We start from the raw sequence: 14,098 nt of genomic DNA on the forward strand, positions 1-14,098 counted from the left end.
GTGGTCGGCTCCGATCCGGGGCCCGGACGGCCCGTTCATCTGGAAGCACGTATCAGCCGGGCCCGGGGTTCGATCCGAAGGCCGACAGGAATCGGTCGCGGAAGTCGTTCATCGGCAGCACCGCGCCGTCGTTGCTGGGACGCAGGCCGGGCGTCCAGCCCCAGCCCGAGATCTGGCGCAGCACGGCGGGATCGTGGGCGACCAGCGAGATCGGGACGTCGTGCGAGACGCCGACCCCGCTGACGTTGCTGTTGGGCTGGTGGTCGCCGAGCACGACCATCACCAGCTTCTTGTCGTGAGAATGCTGCACGAACGAGACCAGCGACTCCAGGGAGTACTGGATCGAGTGCGCGTAGTTGCGCTGCTGGTCGGCACCGCCCAGGAGCTGGAGGATCGAGGTGTGGGCGGGCGCCATGCCGTCGTAGACCGAGCCGTTGCCCAGGGAGCTCCACGGCATCAGCCTGGGCAGGGGCGTCCACGGGGTGTGGCTGGAGACCAGGTCGATCTCGGCCATCAGCGGCCGGCGGCCGGGCCTGTCGAGCTCGTTCCGGGTGAACGCACGGAACGTGTACTGGTCGGGGATGCGGGCGTAGCTGAACCGCGGACCGGTGTAGCCGACGTTGTGGGAGTTGTACATCTTCGCGAACCCGTAGAGCCTCTTGCCCTGCTCCCACGGTCCGTCGTCGGACGGGATGTCGCTGACGGTGCGCCAGCCGGCCCGGCGAAACGCCTGGGTGAGGTTGAACCGCGTCCCGTTCGCGACCTGGTCGTAGCGCTGCTGGGAGTCGATCCAGAGCCCGGTCTGCAACGTCGAGTGGGCGAGCCAGCTGATGCCGCCGAAGGTCGGTGAGCGCAGCCATCCGCTGCGTGCCTGGAAGCCTGCCGTCGCGAGCTGGCCGGTGGCCGCGGCGAGGGTCTGGTCGACCATCGGCGCGAACCACGAGCCGTCGACCGCGACGCGGCCGTAGCTCTCCACGAAGACGAGCAGGACGTCCTTGCCGCGCAGGCCGCGCAGCAGGCGGCTGCCGGGGGTGTCGGCGTAGGGGTCGTGGGCCAGCGCGTGCCGGAACACCGCGCGGTCGCGCAGCTCGGCCTGGATCTGGTCGACCTGGGAGTGCACGAGCGAGGACGCGGGCGCGGCGGCGAGCGTGGTGCCCGAGAGCTGGCTGCCGCCGATGCCGGCGACCACCCAGACCACGGCGAGAGCCACGACGCCCCGCGACCACAGGCGTGGCGCGCCGTGCGCGGCCCGCCGCAGCCGCAGCGCGGCCCACACCGACAGCGCGAGGGCGCCCGCCACCACGAGCAGGGCGCCACCCACGGCGAGCACCTGGCCGAGGTGCCCGGCAGACCGGTTGACCAGGTCCAGCGCCGACCCGAGGTAGTCCGGGTCGGTCAGGGGGTCGAACGGCCGGTCGAAGGCCTCGTAGAAGCCGAGGTCGAGGCCGGTGAGGATCACCGTCACCGTCAGCAGGCCACCCCCGGCGATCGCGAGGACCCGGCCCCAACGGCGCGGCAGGACGACGGCGAGGGCGACGAAGACGAGCAGCTCCAGCGGGATCCCGAGGAGCGCGCCCCAGGACAGGTGGTCGGGTCGGCGGGGCACCATCAGGGCGACCCAGACCAGCAGGAGTGCCACGGCGTCGACCGCGCGCCGTACGACGCGCGACCGGGTGACCTCTCTCTCGCGTCGCCGCACCCAGAGCGCGAGGACCTGATGGCCGAACGACTCCGCGAGCAGCGCGAGGGCCACCAGCGCCAGAGCGCCGGACAGGGTCCGCGGCAGCACGTCGGCGCCCACCACGGCGAGGACGACCCCTTGGACGGCCGCGACGAACTTGGCCCACCGGCGGGGCGGGGTCGGGGCCGTGAGCCAGGGCCAGGCGGCACCGGCCAGCATGAGGAGATAGCGCGCGAGCCCGATCAACAGGACCCAGGCGCCGACCACCGGCACGGCGTAGACGCTGAGCACGAGGATCAGGAACGCGTCGGTCTCCATGTCGAACGACGCCCCGAAGCGGCTGACGCCGTCGGTGCGCCGAGCCAGCCGGCCGTCGACAAGGTCGGTCGCGAGCGCCACCGCGGCCAGCGCGACGACCAGCGTCCGCGGGACCGCGGTGCCCCACGACTGGACGACGAGCGCGGCGATGCCCGCGGTCAGCACGGCGCGGGTCAGGGTCACCGCGTTGGCGGGCCCGAGCCGCGCCAGCCCGTCGCGGCGCACGCCGTGGGAGACCAGCAGCCAGGTGGCCACCGCGACGGCCGCCCCGACCAGGACCGCCTGCTCGTGGAGGCCGGGACTGAGGGTGAGCACCAGCAGCAGCGCGGCCACCGCTGGCAGTACGGTCAATGGACCGACCTGAACCGTGCGCACACTGCCTCCGTATCTCCGGTTACCAGTCATACGAGGGCGGGTCGGCGTCGGTTCATCAACCCGAACGCCGGACGTGGAGGGAGCCGACGTGTCACGAACGGCCCGCGCTTACTGGCTGCGTGAGCCCGGGTTCGGAGAGATCCGCCCAGCGGATCTCCCGGACCCGGGTGAGGGGGAGGTGCTGGTCGAGGCCCTGGTCTCCGGCGTCAGCCGCGGCACCGAGACCCTGGTGCACGACGGTGGCGTCCCGCCCGGCCAGTACGCCGCGATGCGAGCGCCGTTCCAGGAGGGTGAGCTCCCCGGGCCGGTGAAGTACGGCTACCTCAGCGTCGGCCGGGTCGCCGCCGGCCCGGACCGGCTGTGTGGCCGCACGGTCTTCTGCCTGCACCCTCACCAGACGGCCTACGTCGTGCCGGTCGAGGCGGTGACGGTGGTCCCCGACGAGGTCCCCCCTCGCCGCGCCGTCCTCGCCGGCACGGTCGAGACCGCCGTCAACGCGCTGTGGGACGCACGCCCGCTCGTCGGCGACCGGGTCGCGGTGGTGGGCGCCGGCATGGTCGGCCTGTGCGTGGGCCGCCTGCTCGCCGGCTTCCCGGGACTGACCGTGACCATGGTCGACACCGACCCCGCGCGAGCCGAGGTCGCCGGCGCGCTCGAGGTGGGCTTCGCGCGACCCGGCGACGCCCCCGACGAGCTCGACCTCGTGATCCACGCGAGCGGCACCGGTGCGGGCCTGCAGACCTCGCTCGACCTGCTCGCCGCCGACGGCGTCGTCACCGACCTCAGCTGGTACGGCGACGCGCCGGTCGAGCTCCGGCTCGGCGGCCGCTACCACTCGGCGCGGCTCGGGATCCGGGCCAGCCAGGTCGGCGAGGTCGCCGAGGCGCGCCGGAGCCGGCGTACTCGTGCCGACCGGCTGGCACTGGCGCTGCGACTGCTCGCCGACCCCGCCTTCGACGCCCTGCTCACCGGGGAGTCCTCCTTCGACGAGCTGCCCGAGGTGATGGCGAAGCTCGCGTCGGGGTCGATCCCGGCCCTGTGCCACACCTTCGCCTATCCGTCGGGCCCGGGTCGCGCCGGGCCGGGGGAGCAGTGATGTTCGAGGTCACCGTCAGCGACCACATGATGATCGCGCACAGCCTGCGCGGCGAGGTGTTCGGTCCGGCGCAGGCGCTGCACGGCGCGACGTACGTCGTGGAGGCGGCGTTCTCCCGGCCGGACCTCGACTCCGACGGGATCGTGATCGACATCGGCCGGGCGGGCGAGGCTCTCGGGGCGGTGCTCGCGGACCTGACCTACCGCAACCTCGACGAGGTGGAGAGCCTGAGTGGCCTCAACACGACCACCGAGGTGCTGTGCCGCGAGATCGCCGACCGCCTGGCCGCGCGCCTGCACGACGGCAGCCTCGGCGCCCACGCCGGAGACCTCGCGCGCATTCGGGTGACGCTGCGGGAGAACCCGAACGCCTGGGCCGCCTACGAGCGTGCGCCGTGACCGCCGCGCTGTACGCCGTGGTGCCCGAGGGTGTCGACGACCTCTCCCGTCCCAGCGGCGGCAACGTCTACGACCGCCGGGCACTGCACGGGCTCGCGGCGCTGGGCTGGTCGGTCGCCGAGCTGTCGGTCCCTGGGAGCTGGCCGCGGCCGGAGCATGCCGACCTGCTCGAGCTCGACACCCTCCTGGTCGGCATTCCCGCCGGCTCGGTCGTGCTGGTCGACGGGCTCGTCGCCTCCGGCGCCGCCGCGGTGCTCCCGCGCTACGCCCGTCGGCTGCGGCTCGTGGTGCTGGTCCACATGCCGCTGGGGCCCGACCGGGGCGAGCAGCTCGTGCTCTCCTCGGCCACGGCCGTGGTGACGACGAGCGACTGGTCGCGCGAGCGTCTCCGCGCGTGGTACGGGTTGCGCGGCGTCCACGTGGCCGTCCCCGGCACCGACCCGCCCGGCTCCCGGGCCCCCCGCGCCCACGCGGGCGGAGGCACCTCGCTGCTCTGCGTCGCGGCCGTGCATCCCGGTAAGGGGCATGACCTGCTGCTCGAGGCGCTCGCGGCGCTCGGCGACCGGGCGTGGACCCTCACCTGCGTGGGCTCGCTCGAGATCGACCCCCCTCACGTCTGCGCCGTGCAGACCCAGGTCTACGCGCGGTCGTGGGAGCGCCGGGTCACCTTCACCGGGCCGCTTGCCGGCGGCAGCCTGGCGGCGGCGTACGAGGAGGCCGACCTGGTGGTGCTGTCCTCGCGCTCGGAGAGCTACGGCATGGTGGTCGCCGAGGCGCTGGCCCACGGCGTCCCGGTCGTGGCGACCGCCGTGGGCGGGGTCCCCGAGGCGCTCGGGGGAGGACCGGCCGGAGCGCTGCCGGGCCTGCTGGTGCCCGCCGAGGACCCCGCCGCACTGACCGGCGCCCTCCGGGCCTGGCTGGACGACCCCGGGCTGCGTGAGCGGCTCGCCCTCGCGGCCGATCGACGCCGACCGTCGGTGCGACGCTGGCCCGAGACCGTGGCCGACCTCGACGACGTGCTGCGACGGGTGACCGCCTGCGACCCGGTCGGGGTACGGCGGTGAGCCGCGTCTCGCCGTGGTGGCGGCTGGTGGCCGGCGTCCTCGTGCTCGCGGTCCTGGTGTGGCGCTTCGGGACCGGACCGTTCGCCGACGCGTGGCGGCTCACGACGTGGAGGTCGGTCCTCGCGGCGCTGGTGCTGACGGCGCTGGCGACGCTCGCGAACGCCTGGCGCTGGCGGGTCGTCGCCCGCGCTCTGGGGGCACCGCTGACGCTCGTCGGCTCGGTCACGGCCTACTACCGCTCGCAGTTCCTCAACTCCGCGCTGCCGGGCGGGGTCCTCGGCGACGCCGACCGCGGCGTGCGCCACGGCCGCGCGGCCGGCGACCTCGGCCTCGGGCTGCGCGGGATCGTCTGGGACCGCGTCACCGGCCAGGCCGTCCAGGTGGTCCTGCTCGCGGTGGTCGTGCTCGTGCTGCCCACGCCGCTCCAGGCCTACGCGCCGTCGTCGACCGCGGGCGTCGCCGGGTGCGCGCTGCTGGTCTGGGGGCTGGCCCGGCGCCGCCACGGCACGTCGTACCCCGGTCGCGACCTGAGGGCCCTGCTCCGGCCGGGCGTGGCCGGCCGGGTGGTGCTCGCCTCCTGCCTGTCCTCGACGGCCCATGTCTGCGTCTTCGCCGTGGCGACCGCGACCGTCGGGGTGCATCTGGGGCCTGCTGCCCTGGTGACCGTCGCGCTGGGCGTCCTGGTCGGGTCCTCGCTCCCGCTGAACGTCGCCGGGTGGGGTCCGCGCGAAGGGGTCACGGCCGGGCTCTTCGCCCTGGTGGGGCTCGGCTCGGCCACCGGGCTCACGGTCGGCATCGTGTTCGGGGTGCTCGCCTCCGTGGCGACCGTTCCCGGCGTCGCGGTCCTGGTCGCCGAGGCCGTCGTCCGTCGGCGTCGGTCCGTGCCCGTGCCCGTGCCTGCCGGCGAGCCTCTCGAGCAGGTGCCGCATGGCTGAGCGCCCCTACACGCTGCTCTCGTGCAGCATGTCCATCGACGGCTACATCGACGGCGCCAGCGAGAGTCGGCTGCTGCTGTCCAACGACCTCGACTTCGACCGGGTCGACCAGGTGCGGGCCGAGGTCGACGCGATCCTGGTCGGCGCGACGACGGTGCGCAACGACAACCCACGTCTGCTCGTCCGCGACGCCGCCCGCCGACGTGCGCGCCTCGACCGCGGCCTGCCCGAGCAGCCGGTCAAGGTGACGGTGACCCAGCGCGGCCTGCTGGAGTCCTCACGCCGGTTCTTCGCCGACGACGGGAGCCGGAAGCTGGTCTACGCCAACACGCGGGTGGCGCCGGCTCTCGAGCGCCGGATCGGAGGCCTCAGCGAGGTCGTTGACGGAGGAGACCCGGTGCCGATGACCGGCCTGGTGCGCGACCTGGGGCGGCGCGGCGTACGCCGGCTGATGGTCGAGGGCGGTGGGGCCATGCACACGCAGTTCCTCGCCGAGGACCTCGTCGACGAGCTGCACCTGGTGGTCGCGCCGTTCTTCGTGGGAGAGCCGGCGGCGCGGCGCTTCGTGGGTGAGGGGGACTTCCCCTGGCACCCCGGGCGCCGCGCGAGGCTGGCCGAGGTGCGCCAGCTCGGTGACGTCGTCCTGCTGCGCTATGCGCTCTCCGAGCGCTTCGAGCAGGCCTAGCAGACGGAGAACAGGCTCAGAGCGTCGTGTGGGTGCCGGTGCCGCGCACGGGCGCCGGGACGGGGTCGGGGCCCCCGGCGCCACGGCATGGCCGAATGCCGAGTTCCGCGTCAGCCGCGCGCCCCCACGCCACTAGGCTTCCGGCGTGACCGGTCCTTGGCCCAGCGCGGTGCAGATCGTCGAGGGCATCGCGGCCGGTACGACGTCCGCGGAGGCCGAGGTGGAGCGCGCGCTGGCCGCGACCACGGCTCGTGACCCCGCGCTCAACGCCTTCTCGGTGGTGGTGGCCGACCAGGCTCGCGAGCAGGCGAGGTACCTCGCCCTCGGCCCCGGCGAGGGCAACGGCCCGCTGTACGGCGTGCCGGTGGCGATCAAGGAGGAGCTCGACGTCGCGGGGTGCGTGACGACGTTCGGCGGTCTGGCCAACACCACACCCGCGGCCGAGGACGGCGAGGTGGTCCGCCGGCTGCGGGCGGCCGGAGCCGTCCTCGTGGGCAAGACGCGGATGCCGGAGCTCGGCTCCTACCCCTACACCGAGTCGGTGGCGGGTGGCTACACGCGCAACCCGTGGCGGCCCGGCTTCTCCCCGGGCGGGTCGAGCGGTGGCTCGGCCGTCGCGGTCGCGTCGGGGATGGTGCCGGTCGCGATCGGCGGCGACGGCGGCGGGTCGATCCGCATCCCTGCGGCGTGCTGCGGCCTCTTCGGCCTCAAGCCGCAGCGGGGCCGCGTCACCAGCGCGCCGCACGAGCACCTGTGGTGGGCCCTGGGCACCGCGGGGCCGCTGACGCGGACCGTGCTGGACTCCGCCGTGGTCTACGACGTCATCCGCGGACACCTTCCGAGCGACCGGTGGCAGGCCGGCGAGGTGGGCTCGTTCAGCGAGGCGGCACGCCGCGAGCCCGGACGGCTGCGCGTCGGGTGGAGCGTGACCCCGCCGACCAGGGGCCTGCGACCCCACGTCGACCATGTGGCCGCCGTGCGGGAGACGGCACGGCTGCTGTCGGACCTGGGGCACGAGGTGCACGAGGTCGACCCGCACTACCCCGACCCCAGCGCGGCGTTCGTCCCGCAGTTCTTCGGAGGCATCCGCACCGAGGCCGACCAGGTCGAGCACTACGACCGGCTCGAGCGGCGTACCCGGGAGACCTGCCGGCTCGGGTCCTGGGTGACCCCGCGCGTCCTCGAGGCCGCCCTGCGCGCGACCGAGCGGGTCTCGGCCAGGGCCAACCGGATCTTCGACAGCGTCGACGTGCTGCTCACCCCCACGATCGCCCACCGGCCGCCGCGCGTCGGCGTCCTGGACGGCCTCGGCACGGTCCGGGCCTCCTTGAAGTCCCTGCCGGCCGTCACCTATGCCGCGATCTGGAACGTCGCGGGCAACCCGGCGTGCTCGGTGCCGGCGGGGTCGGGCACCGACGGACTGCCGGTCGGGGTGCAGCTGGTGGGTCCGACCGACGGCGAGGAGGTGCTGTTCAGCCTGGCCGCCCAGCTCGAGCGGGCCCGGCCCTGGCCCCTGGTCGCCCCCGACCAGGTCACCTAGAGCCGGCCGCCGCGGAGCCGTGCGGCGCGGGCGGACAGCACGCTCCGCTCGGCCTCGTTGCCCGTCAGCCGGGCGGCCCGGTCGAGCTCGGCGGCCGCCTCGGCGACGCGTCCCGCCCGCGCCAGCAGGTCGCCGCGGACGGCGGGCACCAGGTGGGACGCCGCCAGCGCCGGATGCCCCGCGACCGCGTCGAGCACCGCGAGGCCGGCCGCCGGACCGTGGGCGCGCCCGTGCGCGACCGCGCGGTTGACCTGGACGACGGGATTCTCGCCGAGCTGGACCAGCACGTCGTACCACCCCGCGATGCCGCGCCAGTCGGTCTCCTCGGCCGAGGCTGCCCGGGCATGACCGGCCGCGATCTGCGCCTGCACGATGTAGGGCCCGGCCGGGCGGCCGGCCGCGACGGCCTGCATGGCCCGCTCGAGGGCCGCGAGGCCACGGCGGATCATCAGCTCGTCCCACCGGGAGCGGTCCTGGTCCTCCAGCAGCACCGGTCGGCCCTCGGCGTCGGTGCGCGCGTGGAGGCGTGAGGCCTGGAGCTCCATCAGGGCCAACAGGCCGTCCACCTCCGGGTCCTGGGGCGCGAGGGCGGCGAGCATCCGGGTGAGCCGCACGGCCTCCGCGCACAGGTCGGGGCGGGCCCAGTCGGCTCCGCTGGTCGCGGTGTAGCCCTCGTTGAAGATCAGGTAGAGGACGCCCATGACGTCATCGAGCCGCGCCTCGCGCTGCGCGCCGACGGGGAGCTCGAACGACTCGCCCTCGAGGGTCTTCTTGGCCCGGGAGACGCGCTGCCCCACGGTGGCGTCCTTGGTCAGGAACGCGCGAGCGATCTCAGGGACGGTCAGGCCGCCGACCAGCCGGAGCGTCAACGCCGCCCGGCTCTCGGGCGAGAGGGCCGGGTGGCAGGTCAGGAAGATCAGTCGCAGCACGTCGTCGTCGATGTGGTCCACGAGCGCGTCGAGGTCGGGCATCTGCGCCTCCTCCCTCTCCCGTGCCTGGCCCAGCTCGGTGGTACGCCGGCGCAGCGTCTCGGTGCGGCGGAACTGGTCGACGGCCCGGCGCTTCGCCGTCTGCATCAGCCACGCCGCCGGGTTGCTCGGAACGCCGGACTCCGGCCACTGCTTCAGCGCCGCGACCAGGGCGTCCTGGGCGAGGTCCTCGGCCAGGGCGAGGTCTCTGGTCATCCGGGTGAGTGCGCCGACCAGCCGTGCCGACTCCTCGCGCCAGACCTGCTGGACCGCGGCCCGGGCCTCGTCGGTCGGCGTCGCCTCACTCACACCGGCGAGCGTATGCGCGAAGGCCTCCTCTCCGGCTCGACGGGACGCTTCCGCCCGTACGTCGTACGGGCCGGCAGGCTTTCGACACGACGGCGAAGGTTCCTCAGGCCTCGGGGGAGTAGCGGCCGAGCAGGTCGTCGACGTGCTCACCGGTGACGACCCGGCTGCTCTCCCAGCCGGTGACCACGAGCAGGAACCGGTCGCCGTCCAGCATCCGGAGGTCCAGGTCGGTCAGGGCCCGGACGGTCGCCGTGCGCGGCACGCGTCGGAGCAGCGCGATCTCGCCGACCAGCTCACCGGGTCCGAGCTCGGCGACCCTGCGCCCGTCGCCGAGCACCTCCGCCGTGCCGTGCTCGATGACGACGCACCCGTCGGCCGCGTCGCCCTGGGTGTAGACCGTGTCGCCGGCGGCGACCTGCCGGGGTCGGAGTCCGGCCGCCAGCTGCTCGAGTGCGGGCAGGGGCAGCGGGTCGAGGACGGCGACCCGACGCAGCAGGGCGAGGTCCTCGTCGCGGGCCGCCATGGTGTCGTCGAGACGGCGCAGCAGCGCCCACGAGACCACCACGACGGCCGGGCCCAGCGCACCGACCACGACGAGGGCGACGCGCAGGGAGGTCGCCGAGGCGAGCCAGGCAGCCAGCACCGAGCCGCCTCCGACGGCCAGGCCGCCCAGGCACTCCAGCAGCCCGAAGACCCCGATCAGCTCGCGCTCGGGAACCAGCCGCGCGACGAGGGTGAACAGCCCGACGTCCACCAGCGCGTTGCCCACGCCGAGGACGGCGAACAGCGCGAGGGCCGGCACCTCGTGCGGCACCGCGGCGAGCAGCGCCAGTGGCAGCCCCCACAGGGCCACCCCGACCCCGAACCACGAGGCGAGTCGCCGGTTGCCCACGAAGACCGACGCGAACAGCGAGCCGACGACCGCGCCCGCCCCGATCGCCGACGTGAGGGTCCCGACCCCGGGGTCGCCGATGTGCAGCAGGTCGACCGCGACCAGGACGCTGAAGACCGAGACCGCCCCACGGCTGACCACCTGGGCCGCGAGCAGGGCGGTGAGCACGCGCATCGGCCCCGACTGCACCGCCGCCCGGGCGCCGACGAGCAGCCCGCCCAGGACCGACCCGCGTGCCGCCGACCGCTCGGGCTCCTCGACCCTCAGGCCGAGGCTGGCCGTCGCCGACAGGCCGGAGAGGACGGCGACCGCGACGAACCCGGACGCCGTACCCCGGGTCGCGAGCAGGGCTGCGGCCAGCGCCGGCCCGACCAGGGTGGAGATCGAGTCGAGCAGTCCGCGGACGACGTTCGCCTGGGCCAGCTCGGTCGGGGTCTGGCAGAGCAGGGGGAGCAGGGCCGAGCTCACGGGCCGGTAGAGCAGGGCGGCCGCGGTCGAGCCGATCGCCAGCCCGTAGACGACGGCCTCGCTGCCGCCCGCAGCGGCAGCCAGCGCGATCCCCGCCGCGGTGCCACATCGGGCGACCGAGACGACGGTGAGCGCGATGTCGCGGCGGCAGCGGTCGGCCAAGGCCGACCCGAACGGCGCGAGCACGGCCGAGGGCAGCATCCGGAGCAGCGACACCAGGCCGACGGCCTCGGCGCCGCCGTGCTGGAAGGCGTAGACCGACAGCACGACGGTGAAGGTCCACTCCGCCGTGCAGGCGCCGGCGAACCCGAGCTGGACCCGCCGGACCGAGGGGCTGCGGGCGCTGGCGGCGAACGCCCGCGCGGCCGTCCGCAGACGTCCCCCGTTCGTGCCCGTCACCCGTCGAAACCTAGTGTCCGGGGCGGCCCCGGGCTACGGTGCCGGGATGCGGGAGCGCCCCGCGCTGTTTCTCGGGCTGCTCGCGGACCAGCCAGAGCTCATCGCCCAGGTGGGCGCACTGCGCTGGCGCGCGGCCGGATCCGTCGGGACGCCCGGCCCCTGGATCGAGTCGACCGCGCGGACCGCCGGCCGCGACCGCCTGCCGCTGACCCTGGTCGCGACGGGCCTCGACGGTGAGGTGATCGGCGCGGTCACCCTGGACACCACCGCAGACGCAGCAGGGGAGAGCACGGCGGCGTGTGCCCCCGGGACGCCGTGGGTCGTCCGGATGGTGGTGCGTCCGGGCGAGCGCCGGTGTGGCGTCGGGCGGCTCATGGCGAGCGCGCTGGAGGACCTGGCGCGCGAGCACGGGCACGACGAGCTGTGGGTGGTCGCCGCCGACGACGACGCGAACTTCTACCGACACTGCGGCTGGCTCGACCACGCTCCCGCGACCGAGACGAGCGACGTCGTACTCCGCAAGGCCGTCGTGCCTGCCTGATCTCCGCGAGCGGTCAGCTCGCCTTCTTCTTCGCGGCCTTCTTGGCCGGAGCCTTCTTCGCGGCCTTCTTCGCGGCCGGCCTCTTGGTCTCGGTGGAGTCGCTGGACTCGCCGCGGGCGCTCTTGGCGGCATCCACCGACCGCTGGAGGGCGGCCAAGAGGTCGACGACCTCGCCGGAGGACTTCGTCGAGGTCGGCGTGCGCTTGACCTCGCCGCCCTCGATCTTGTTCTTGACCAGCTCCTCGACGGCCCCGGCGTAGTCGTCCTCGAACTCGCTGGCGTCGAAGTCGCCGGCCAGGGTCTCGACCAGCATGTTGGCCATCGTGACCTCGGCGTCCTTGACCTCGCCGGCCTCGACGGAGAAGTCGGGTATCCGGACCTCGTCGGGCCACATCATCGTCTGCATCACGATCACGTCGTCCTTGACGCGCAGGACACCCACCGTCGTGCGCTGGCGCAGGGCGACGGTGACCACGGCCATCCGGTCGGCGTCCAGCAGGGCCTGGCGCAGCAGGGCGTAGGGCTTGGCGCCGGTCTTCTCCGGCTCGAGGTAGTAGCTCTTCTCGAACAGCATCGGGTCGATCTGGTCGCTCGGGACGAACTTCTCCACCGAGATCTCCCGCGACGAGGCGCTCGGCAGCGCCGCCATGTCGTCGTCGGTGAGGATGACCATCTCGCCGTCCTCGGTCTCGTAGCCCTTGGCGATGTCGGCGTAGTCGACCTCCTCGCCGTCGATCGCGCAGACCCGCTGGTACTTGATCCGCCCGCCGTCGGTGGCGTGCACCTGACGGAACGACACGTCGTGGGACTCCGTCGCGGCATACAGCTTCACCGGCACGCTGACGAGCCCGAACGACACCGCGCCCTTCCAGATAGCACGCATCTCATACCTCCGTGACTCGTCGACTCGGTCCAGTATCCGTGAGCGAGCCTGGGAACGCACGCACCGTGAAGTCGTGGCACCGAGTCGGGCCGGAGACGGCTGTCGGCGGGCCATGCTTGAGTGGGCACATGGAGATGGCATCGCCTCGGGCGGGTTCGAGGACCTGGCGGGCGGCGAGCTGCTCGACCACGTCGGGGACCTGGCCGCGCTCCAGCGCCGGTGCGAGGTGCAGATCCTGGCCGCGGCCGTGCAGCATGCCTACCTCGACGACGACCACGCGCTCGACCGCGCCGACTTCCGCACGCCGAGCCGGGAGCGGACCCGCCAGCTGGGTGGGCCGGGCACTCCGGTGGTGGCCGAGTTCGCCGCGGCAGAGCTCGCCGGGCGGTTGGGGTGCTCGACCGTCTCGGCGGGTCTGCTGATGGCCGACGGGCTCGACCTGTGTCATCGGCTGCCGGGCCTGTGGCGCCGCGTTCAGGACGGGCAGGAGCGGGTCTGCCTCGCGCGGCTGGTGGCGCCGGACCCGAGAGCTGAGCCCGGAACAGGCCGGCTACGTCGACGAGCGCGTCAGCGAGTACGCCGACGGGCCGATGACCTACACCCGGTTCGAGCGGCTCGTCGAGGGAGCAGTCGTGGCCGCGGATGTCGAGGCCGCCCGGCCGCGGGAGGAGCGAGCCGCCAAGGCCCAGTGGGCGCGCCCGACCCGTCCCGAGGAGGGCGAGTCCGACCACGGGATGCGCGGGTTCTCGGTCAGGGCTCCGTTCCCGGTGGTCGCGGTCCGCGACGCCGCCGTCCAGCGCATCGCCGACATCCTGGCTCATCTGGCTGACCCCGACCCCGTAGACCAGCGCCGGGTCAAGGCCCTGCTGGTCCTGGCCCGCCCCGACTGGCCGCCCAGCTGATCGCCCGGCACACCGCCTGGTCAGACCGGGCCCAAGACCCCACCGACCTGCCTGAGGACCCCACCGAGCTGCCCCGGGCCCCCGGGCCGAAGCCGGAGATCACCTGGCAGCAGCTGTTGCCGCAGGTGGTCGTCAACGTCCACACCTTCGCCGCGCCCGATGCCGACGGGATCGCTCGGGTCGAGCGGTCTGGCGCGATGAGCGCGGCGTGGGTCCGCGACCACCTCACCCGGGCCGCGCGGGTCACCGTCCGGCCGGTCCTCGACATCGAAGGACAGGCCCCGTCGACGCCTACGAGATCCCCGAGCGACATCGCCAGGCCGTGCGCCTGATGACGCCGGCCGACACGTTCCCGTTCTCCTCCAGCCTCAGCCCCCAGCAGATCGACCACACCGTTCCCTACGTCCAGGGTGCCGCCGCGGTCGGCTCCGGCCAGTCCAGGATCGGGAACTACGGACCCCTGCGCACCTTCCACTACCGGATCAGGACCTTCGGCCGGTGGACGGTCAAGCAGCCCTTCCCCGGCATCTACCTCTGGCGGGACCCGTACGGCCAGCTGTACCTCGTCGACCACACGGGCACCCGCCGGCTCGACCAGGCCGCCTGAGCGGGTCGGGCGTCTCGCGAGCGTCTTTGCAAGGATG

The 14,098-nt window shown here is 74.1% G+C and carries 14 protein-coding genes; 10 read left to right on the forward strand and 4 right to left on the reverse strand.

Features of this window, described 5'->3' with window-relative positions; all coding sequences use genetic code 11:
- Positions 1–52: 52 nt before the first annotated feature.
- A complete protein-coding gene (locus VHW64_RS06685; protein WP_329649743.1) occupies positions 53–2,350 on the reverse strand; it encodes a CDP-alcohol phosphatidyltransferase family protein in 2,298 nt (765 codons plus the stop codon).
- 112 nt (positions 2,351–2,462) lie between these two features.
- Between VHW64_RS06685 and VHW64_RS06690 the strand changes: the two genes are divergently transcribed.
- The 6 genes from VHW64_RS06690 (at position 2,463) to VHW64_RS06715 (ending at position 8,092) form a co-directional block, all read left to right on the forward strand.
- Positions 2,463–3,470 carry a zinc-binding alcohol dehydrogenase gene (locus VHW64_RS06690; protein ID WP_329649744.1) on the forward strand — a complete coding sequence of 336 codons (1,008 nt, stop codon included), beginning with the start codon at positions 2,463–2,465 and terminating at the stop codon, positions 3,468–3,470.
- Positions 3,470–3,868, forward strand: a complete 399-nt coding sequence (locus VHW64_RS06695) for a 6-carboxytetrahydropterin synthase (RefSeq protein WP_329649745.1) — start codon at positions 3,470–3,472, stop codon at positions 3,866–3,868. The genes VHW64_RS06690 and VHW64_RS06695 overlap by 1 nt, the downstream gene beginning before the upstream one ends.
- Positions 3,865–4,932 carry a glycosyltransferase family 4 protein gene (locus VHW64_RS06700; RefSeq protein ID WP_329649746.1) on the forward strand — a complete coding sequence of 356 codons (1,068 nt, stop codon included), beginning with the start codon at positions 3,865–3,867 and terminating at the stop codon, positions 4,930–4,932. The genes VHW64_RS06695 and VHW64_RS06700 overlap by 4 nt, the downstream gene beginning before the upstream one ends.
- Positions 4,929–5,867, forward strand: coding sequence for a lysylphosphatidylglycerol synthase transmembrane domain-containing protein (locus VHW64_RS06705; protein WP_329649747.1), 939 nt, complete (start codon positions 4,929–4,931; stop codon positions 5,865–5,867). Before VHW64_RS06700 ends, VHW64_RS06705 begins: the two co-directional genes overlap by 4 nt.
- Complete coding sequence (locus VHW64_RS06710) at positions 5,860–6,552, forward strand: RibD family protein (protein WP_329649748.1); 693 nt, start codon at positions 5,860–5,862, stop codon at positions 6,550–6,552. The genes VHW64_RS06705 and VHW64_RS06710 overlap by 8 nt, the downstream gene beginning before the upstream one ends.
- Before the next feature lie 145 nt (positions 6,553–6,697).
- Positions 6,698–8,092 carry an amidase gene (locus tag VHW64_RS06715; protein ID WP_329649749.1) on the forward strand — a complete coding sequence of 465 codons (1,395 nt, stop codon included), beginning with the start codon at positions 6,698–6,700 and terminating at the stop codon, positions 8,090–8,092.
- On the opposite strand, the gene VHW64_RS06720 is transcribed toward VHW64_RS06715, so the two are convergent.
- A complete protein-coding gene (locus VHW64_RS06720) occupies positions 8,089–9,369 on the reverse strand; it encodes an RNA polymerase sigma factor (RefSeq protein ID WP_329649750.1) in 1,281 nt (426 codons plus the stop codon). The genes VHW64_RS06715 and VHW64_RS06720 overlap by 4 nt on opposite strands.
- A 103-nt stretch (positions 9,370–9,472) precedes the next feature.
- Positions 9,473–11,128, reverse strand: a complete 1,656-nt coding sequence (locus VHW64_RS06725) for an MFS transporter (protein WP_329649751.1) — start codon at positions 11,126–11,128, stop codon at positions 9,473–9,475.
- Positions 11,129–11,174: 46 nt separating this feature from the next.
- Here VHW64_RS06725 and VHW64_RS06730 point away from each other — a divergent pair, with 46 nt between their 5' ends.
- Complete coding sequence (locus tag VHW64_RS06730) at positions 11,175–11,669, forward strand: GNAT family N-acetyltransferase (protein WP_329649752.1); 495 nt, start codon at positions 11,175–11,177, stop codon at positions 11,667–11,669.
- Positions 11,670–11,682: 13 nt separating this feature from the next.
- Here VHW64_RS06730 and VHW64_RS06735 read toward each other — a convergent pair whose 3' ends face one another.
- Positions 11,683–12,552, reverse strand: a complete 870-nt coding sequence (locus VHW64_RS06735) for a Ku protein (protein WP_329649753.1) — start codon at positions 12,550–12,552, stop codon at positions 11,683–11,685.
- 590 nt (positions 12,553–13,142) lie between these two features.
- Here VHW64_RS06735 and VHW64_RS06740 point away from each other — a divergent pair.
- The 3 genes from VHW64_RS06740 (at position 13,143) to VHW64_RS06750 (ending at position 14,061) form a co-directional block, all read left to right on the forward strand.
- Entirely contained in the window at positions 13,143–13,454 is a 312-nt protein-coding gene (locus VHW64_RS06740) for a hypothetical protein (RefSeq protein WP_329649754.1), read from the forward strand.
- Positions 13,455–13,570: 116 nt separating this feature from the next.
- On the forward strand, positions 13,571–13,786 hold the full coding sequence (locus VHW64_RS06745; RefSeq protein ID WP_329649755.1) for a hypothetical protein: 216 nt from the start codon (positions 13,571–13,573) through the stop codon (positions 13,784–13,786).
- Positions 13,777–14,061, forward strand: coding sequence for a hypothetical protein (locus tag VHW64_RS06750; RefSeq protein WP_329649756.1), 285 nt, complete (start codon positions 13,777–13,779; stop codon positions 14,059–14,061). Before VHW64_RS06745 ends, VHW64_RS06750 begins: the two co-directional genes overlap by 10 nt.
- Positions 14,062–14,098: the final 37 nt, after the last annotated feature.

The sequence above is a fragment of the Nocardioides sp. genome, assembly GCF_036267815.1.
In the GTDB taxonomy this organism is placed as follows: Bacteria; Actinomycetota; Actinomycetes; order Propionibacteriales; family Nocardioidaceae; genus Nocardioides.

What these genes read in the sequence shown, in the direction of transcription:
- VHW64_RS06695 (WP_329649745.1), top strand. Translation starts at nt 3,470, where the DNA reads ATGTTCGAGGTCACCGTCAGCGACCACATGATGATCGCGCACAGCCTG.
- VHW64_RS06710 (WP_329649748.1), top strand. Translation starts at nt 5,860, where the DNA reads ATGGCTGAGCGCCCCTACACGCTGCTCTCGTGCAGCATGTCCATCGAC.
- VHW64_RS06730 (WP_329649752.1), top strand. Translation starts at nt 11,175, where the DNA reads ATGCGGGAGCGCCCCGCGCTGTTTCTCGGGCTGCTCGCGGACCAGCCA.
- VHW64_RS06735 (WP_329649753.1), bottom strand. Translation starts at nt 12,552, where the DNA reads ATGCGTGCTATCTGGAAGGGCGCGGTGTCGTTCGGGCTCGTCAGCGTG.
- VHW64_RS06740 (WP_329649754.1), top strand. Translation starts at nt 13,143, where the DNA reads ATGACCTACACCCGGTTCGAGCGGCTCGTCGAGGGAGCAGTCGTGGCC.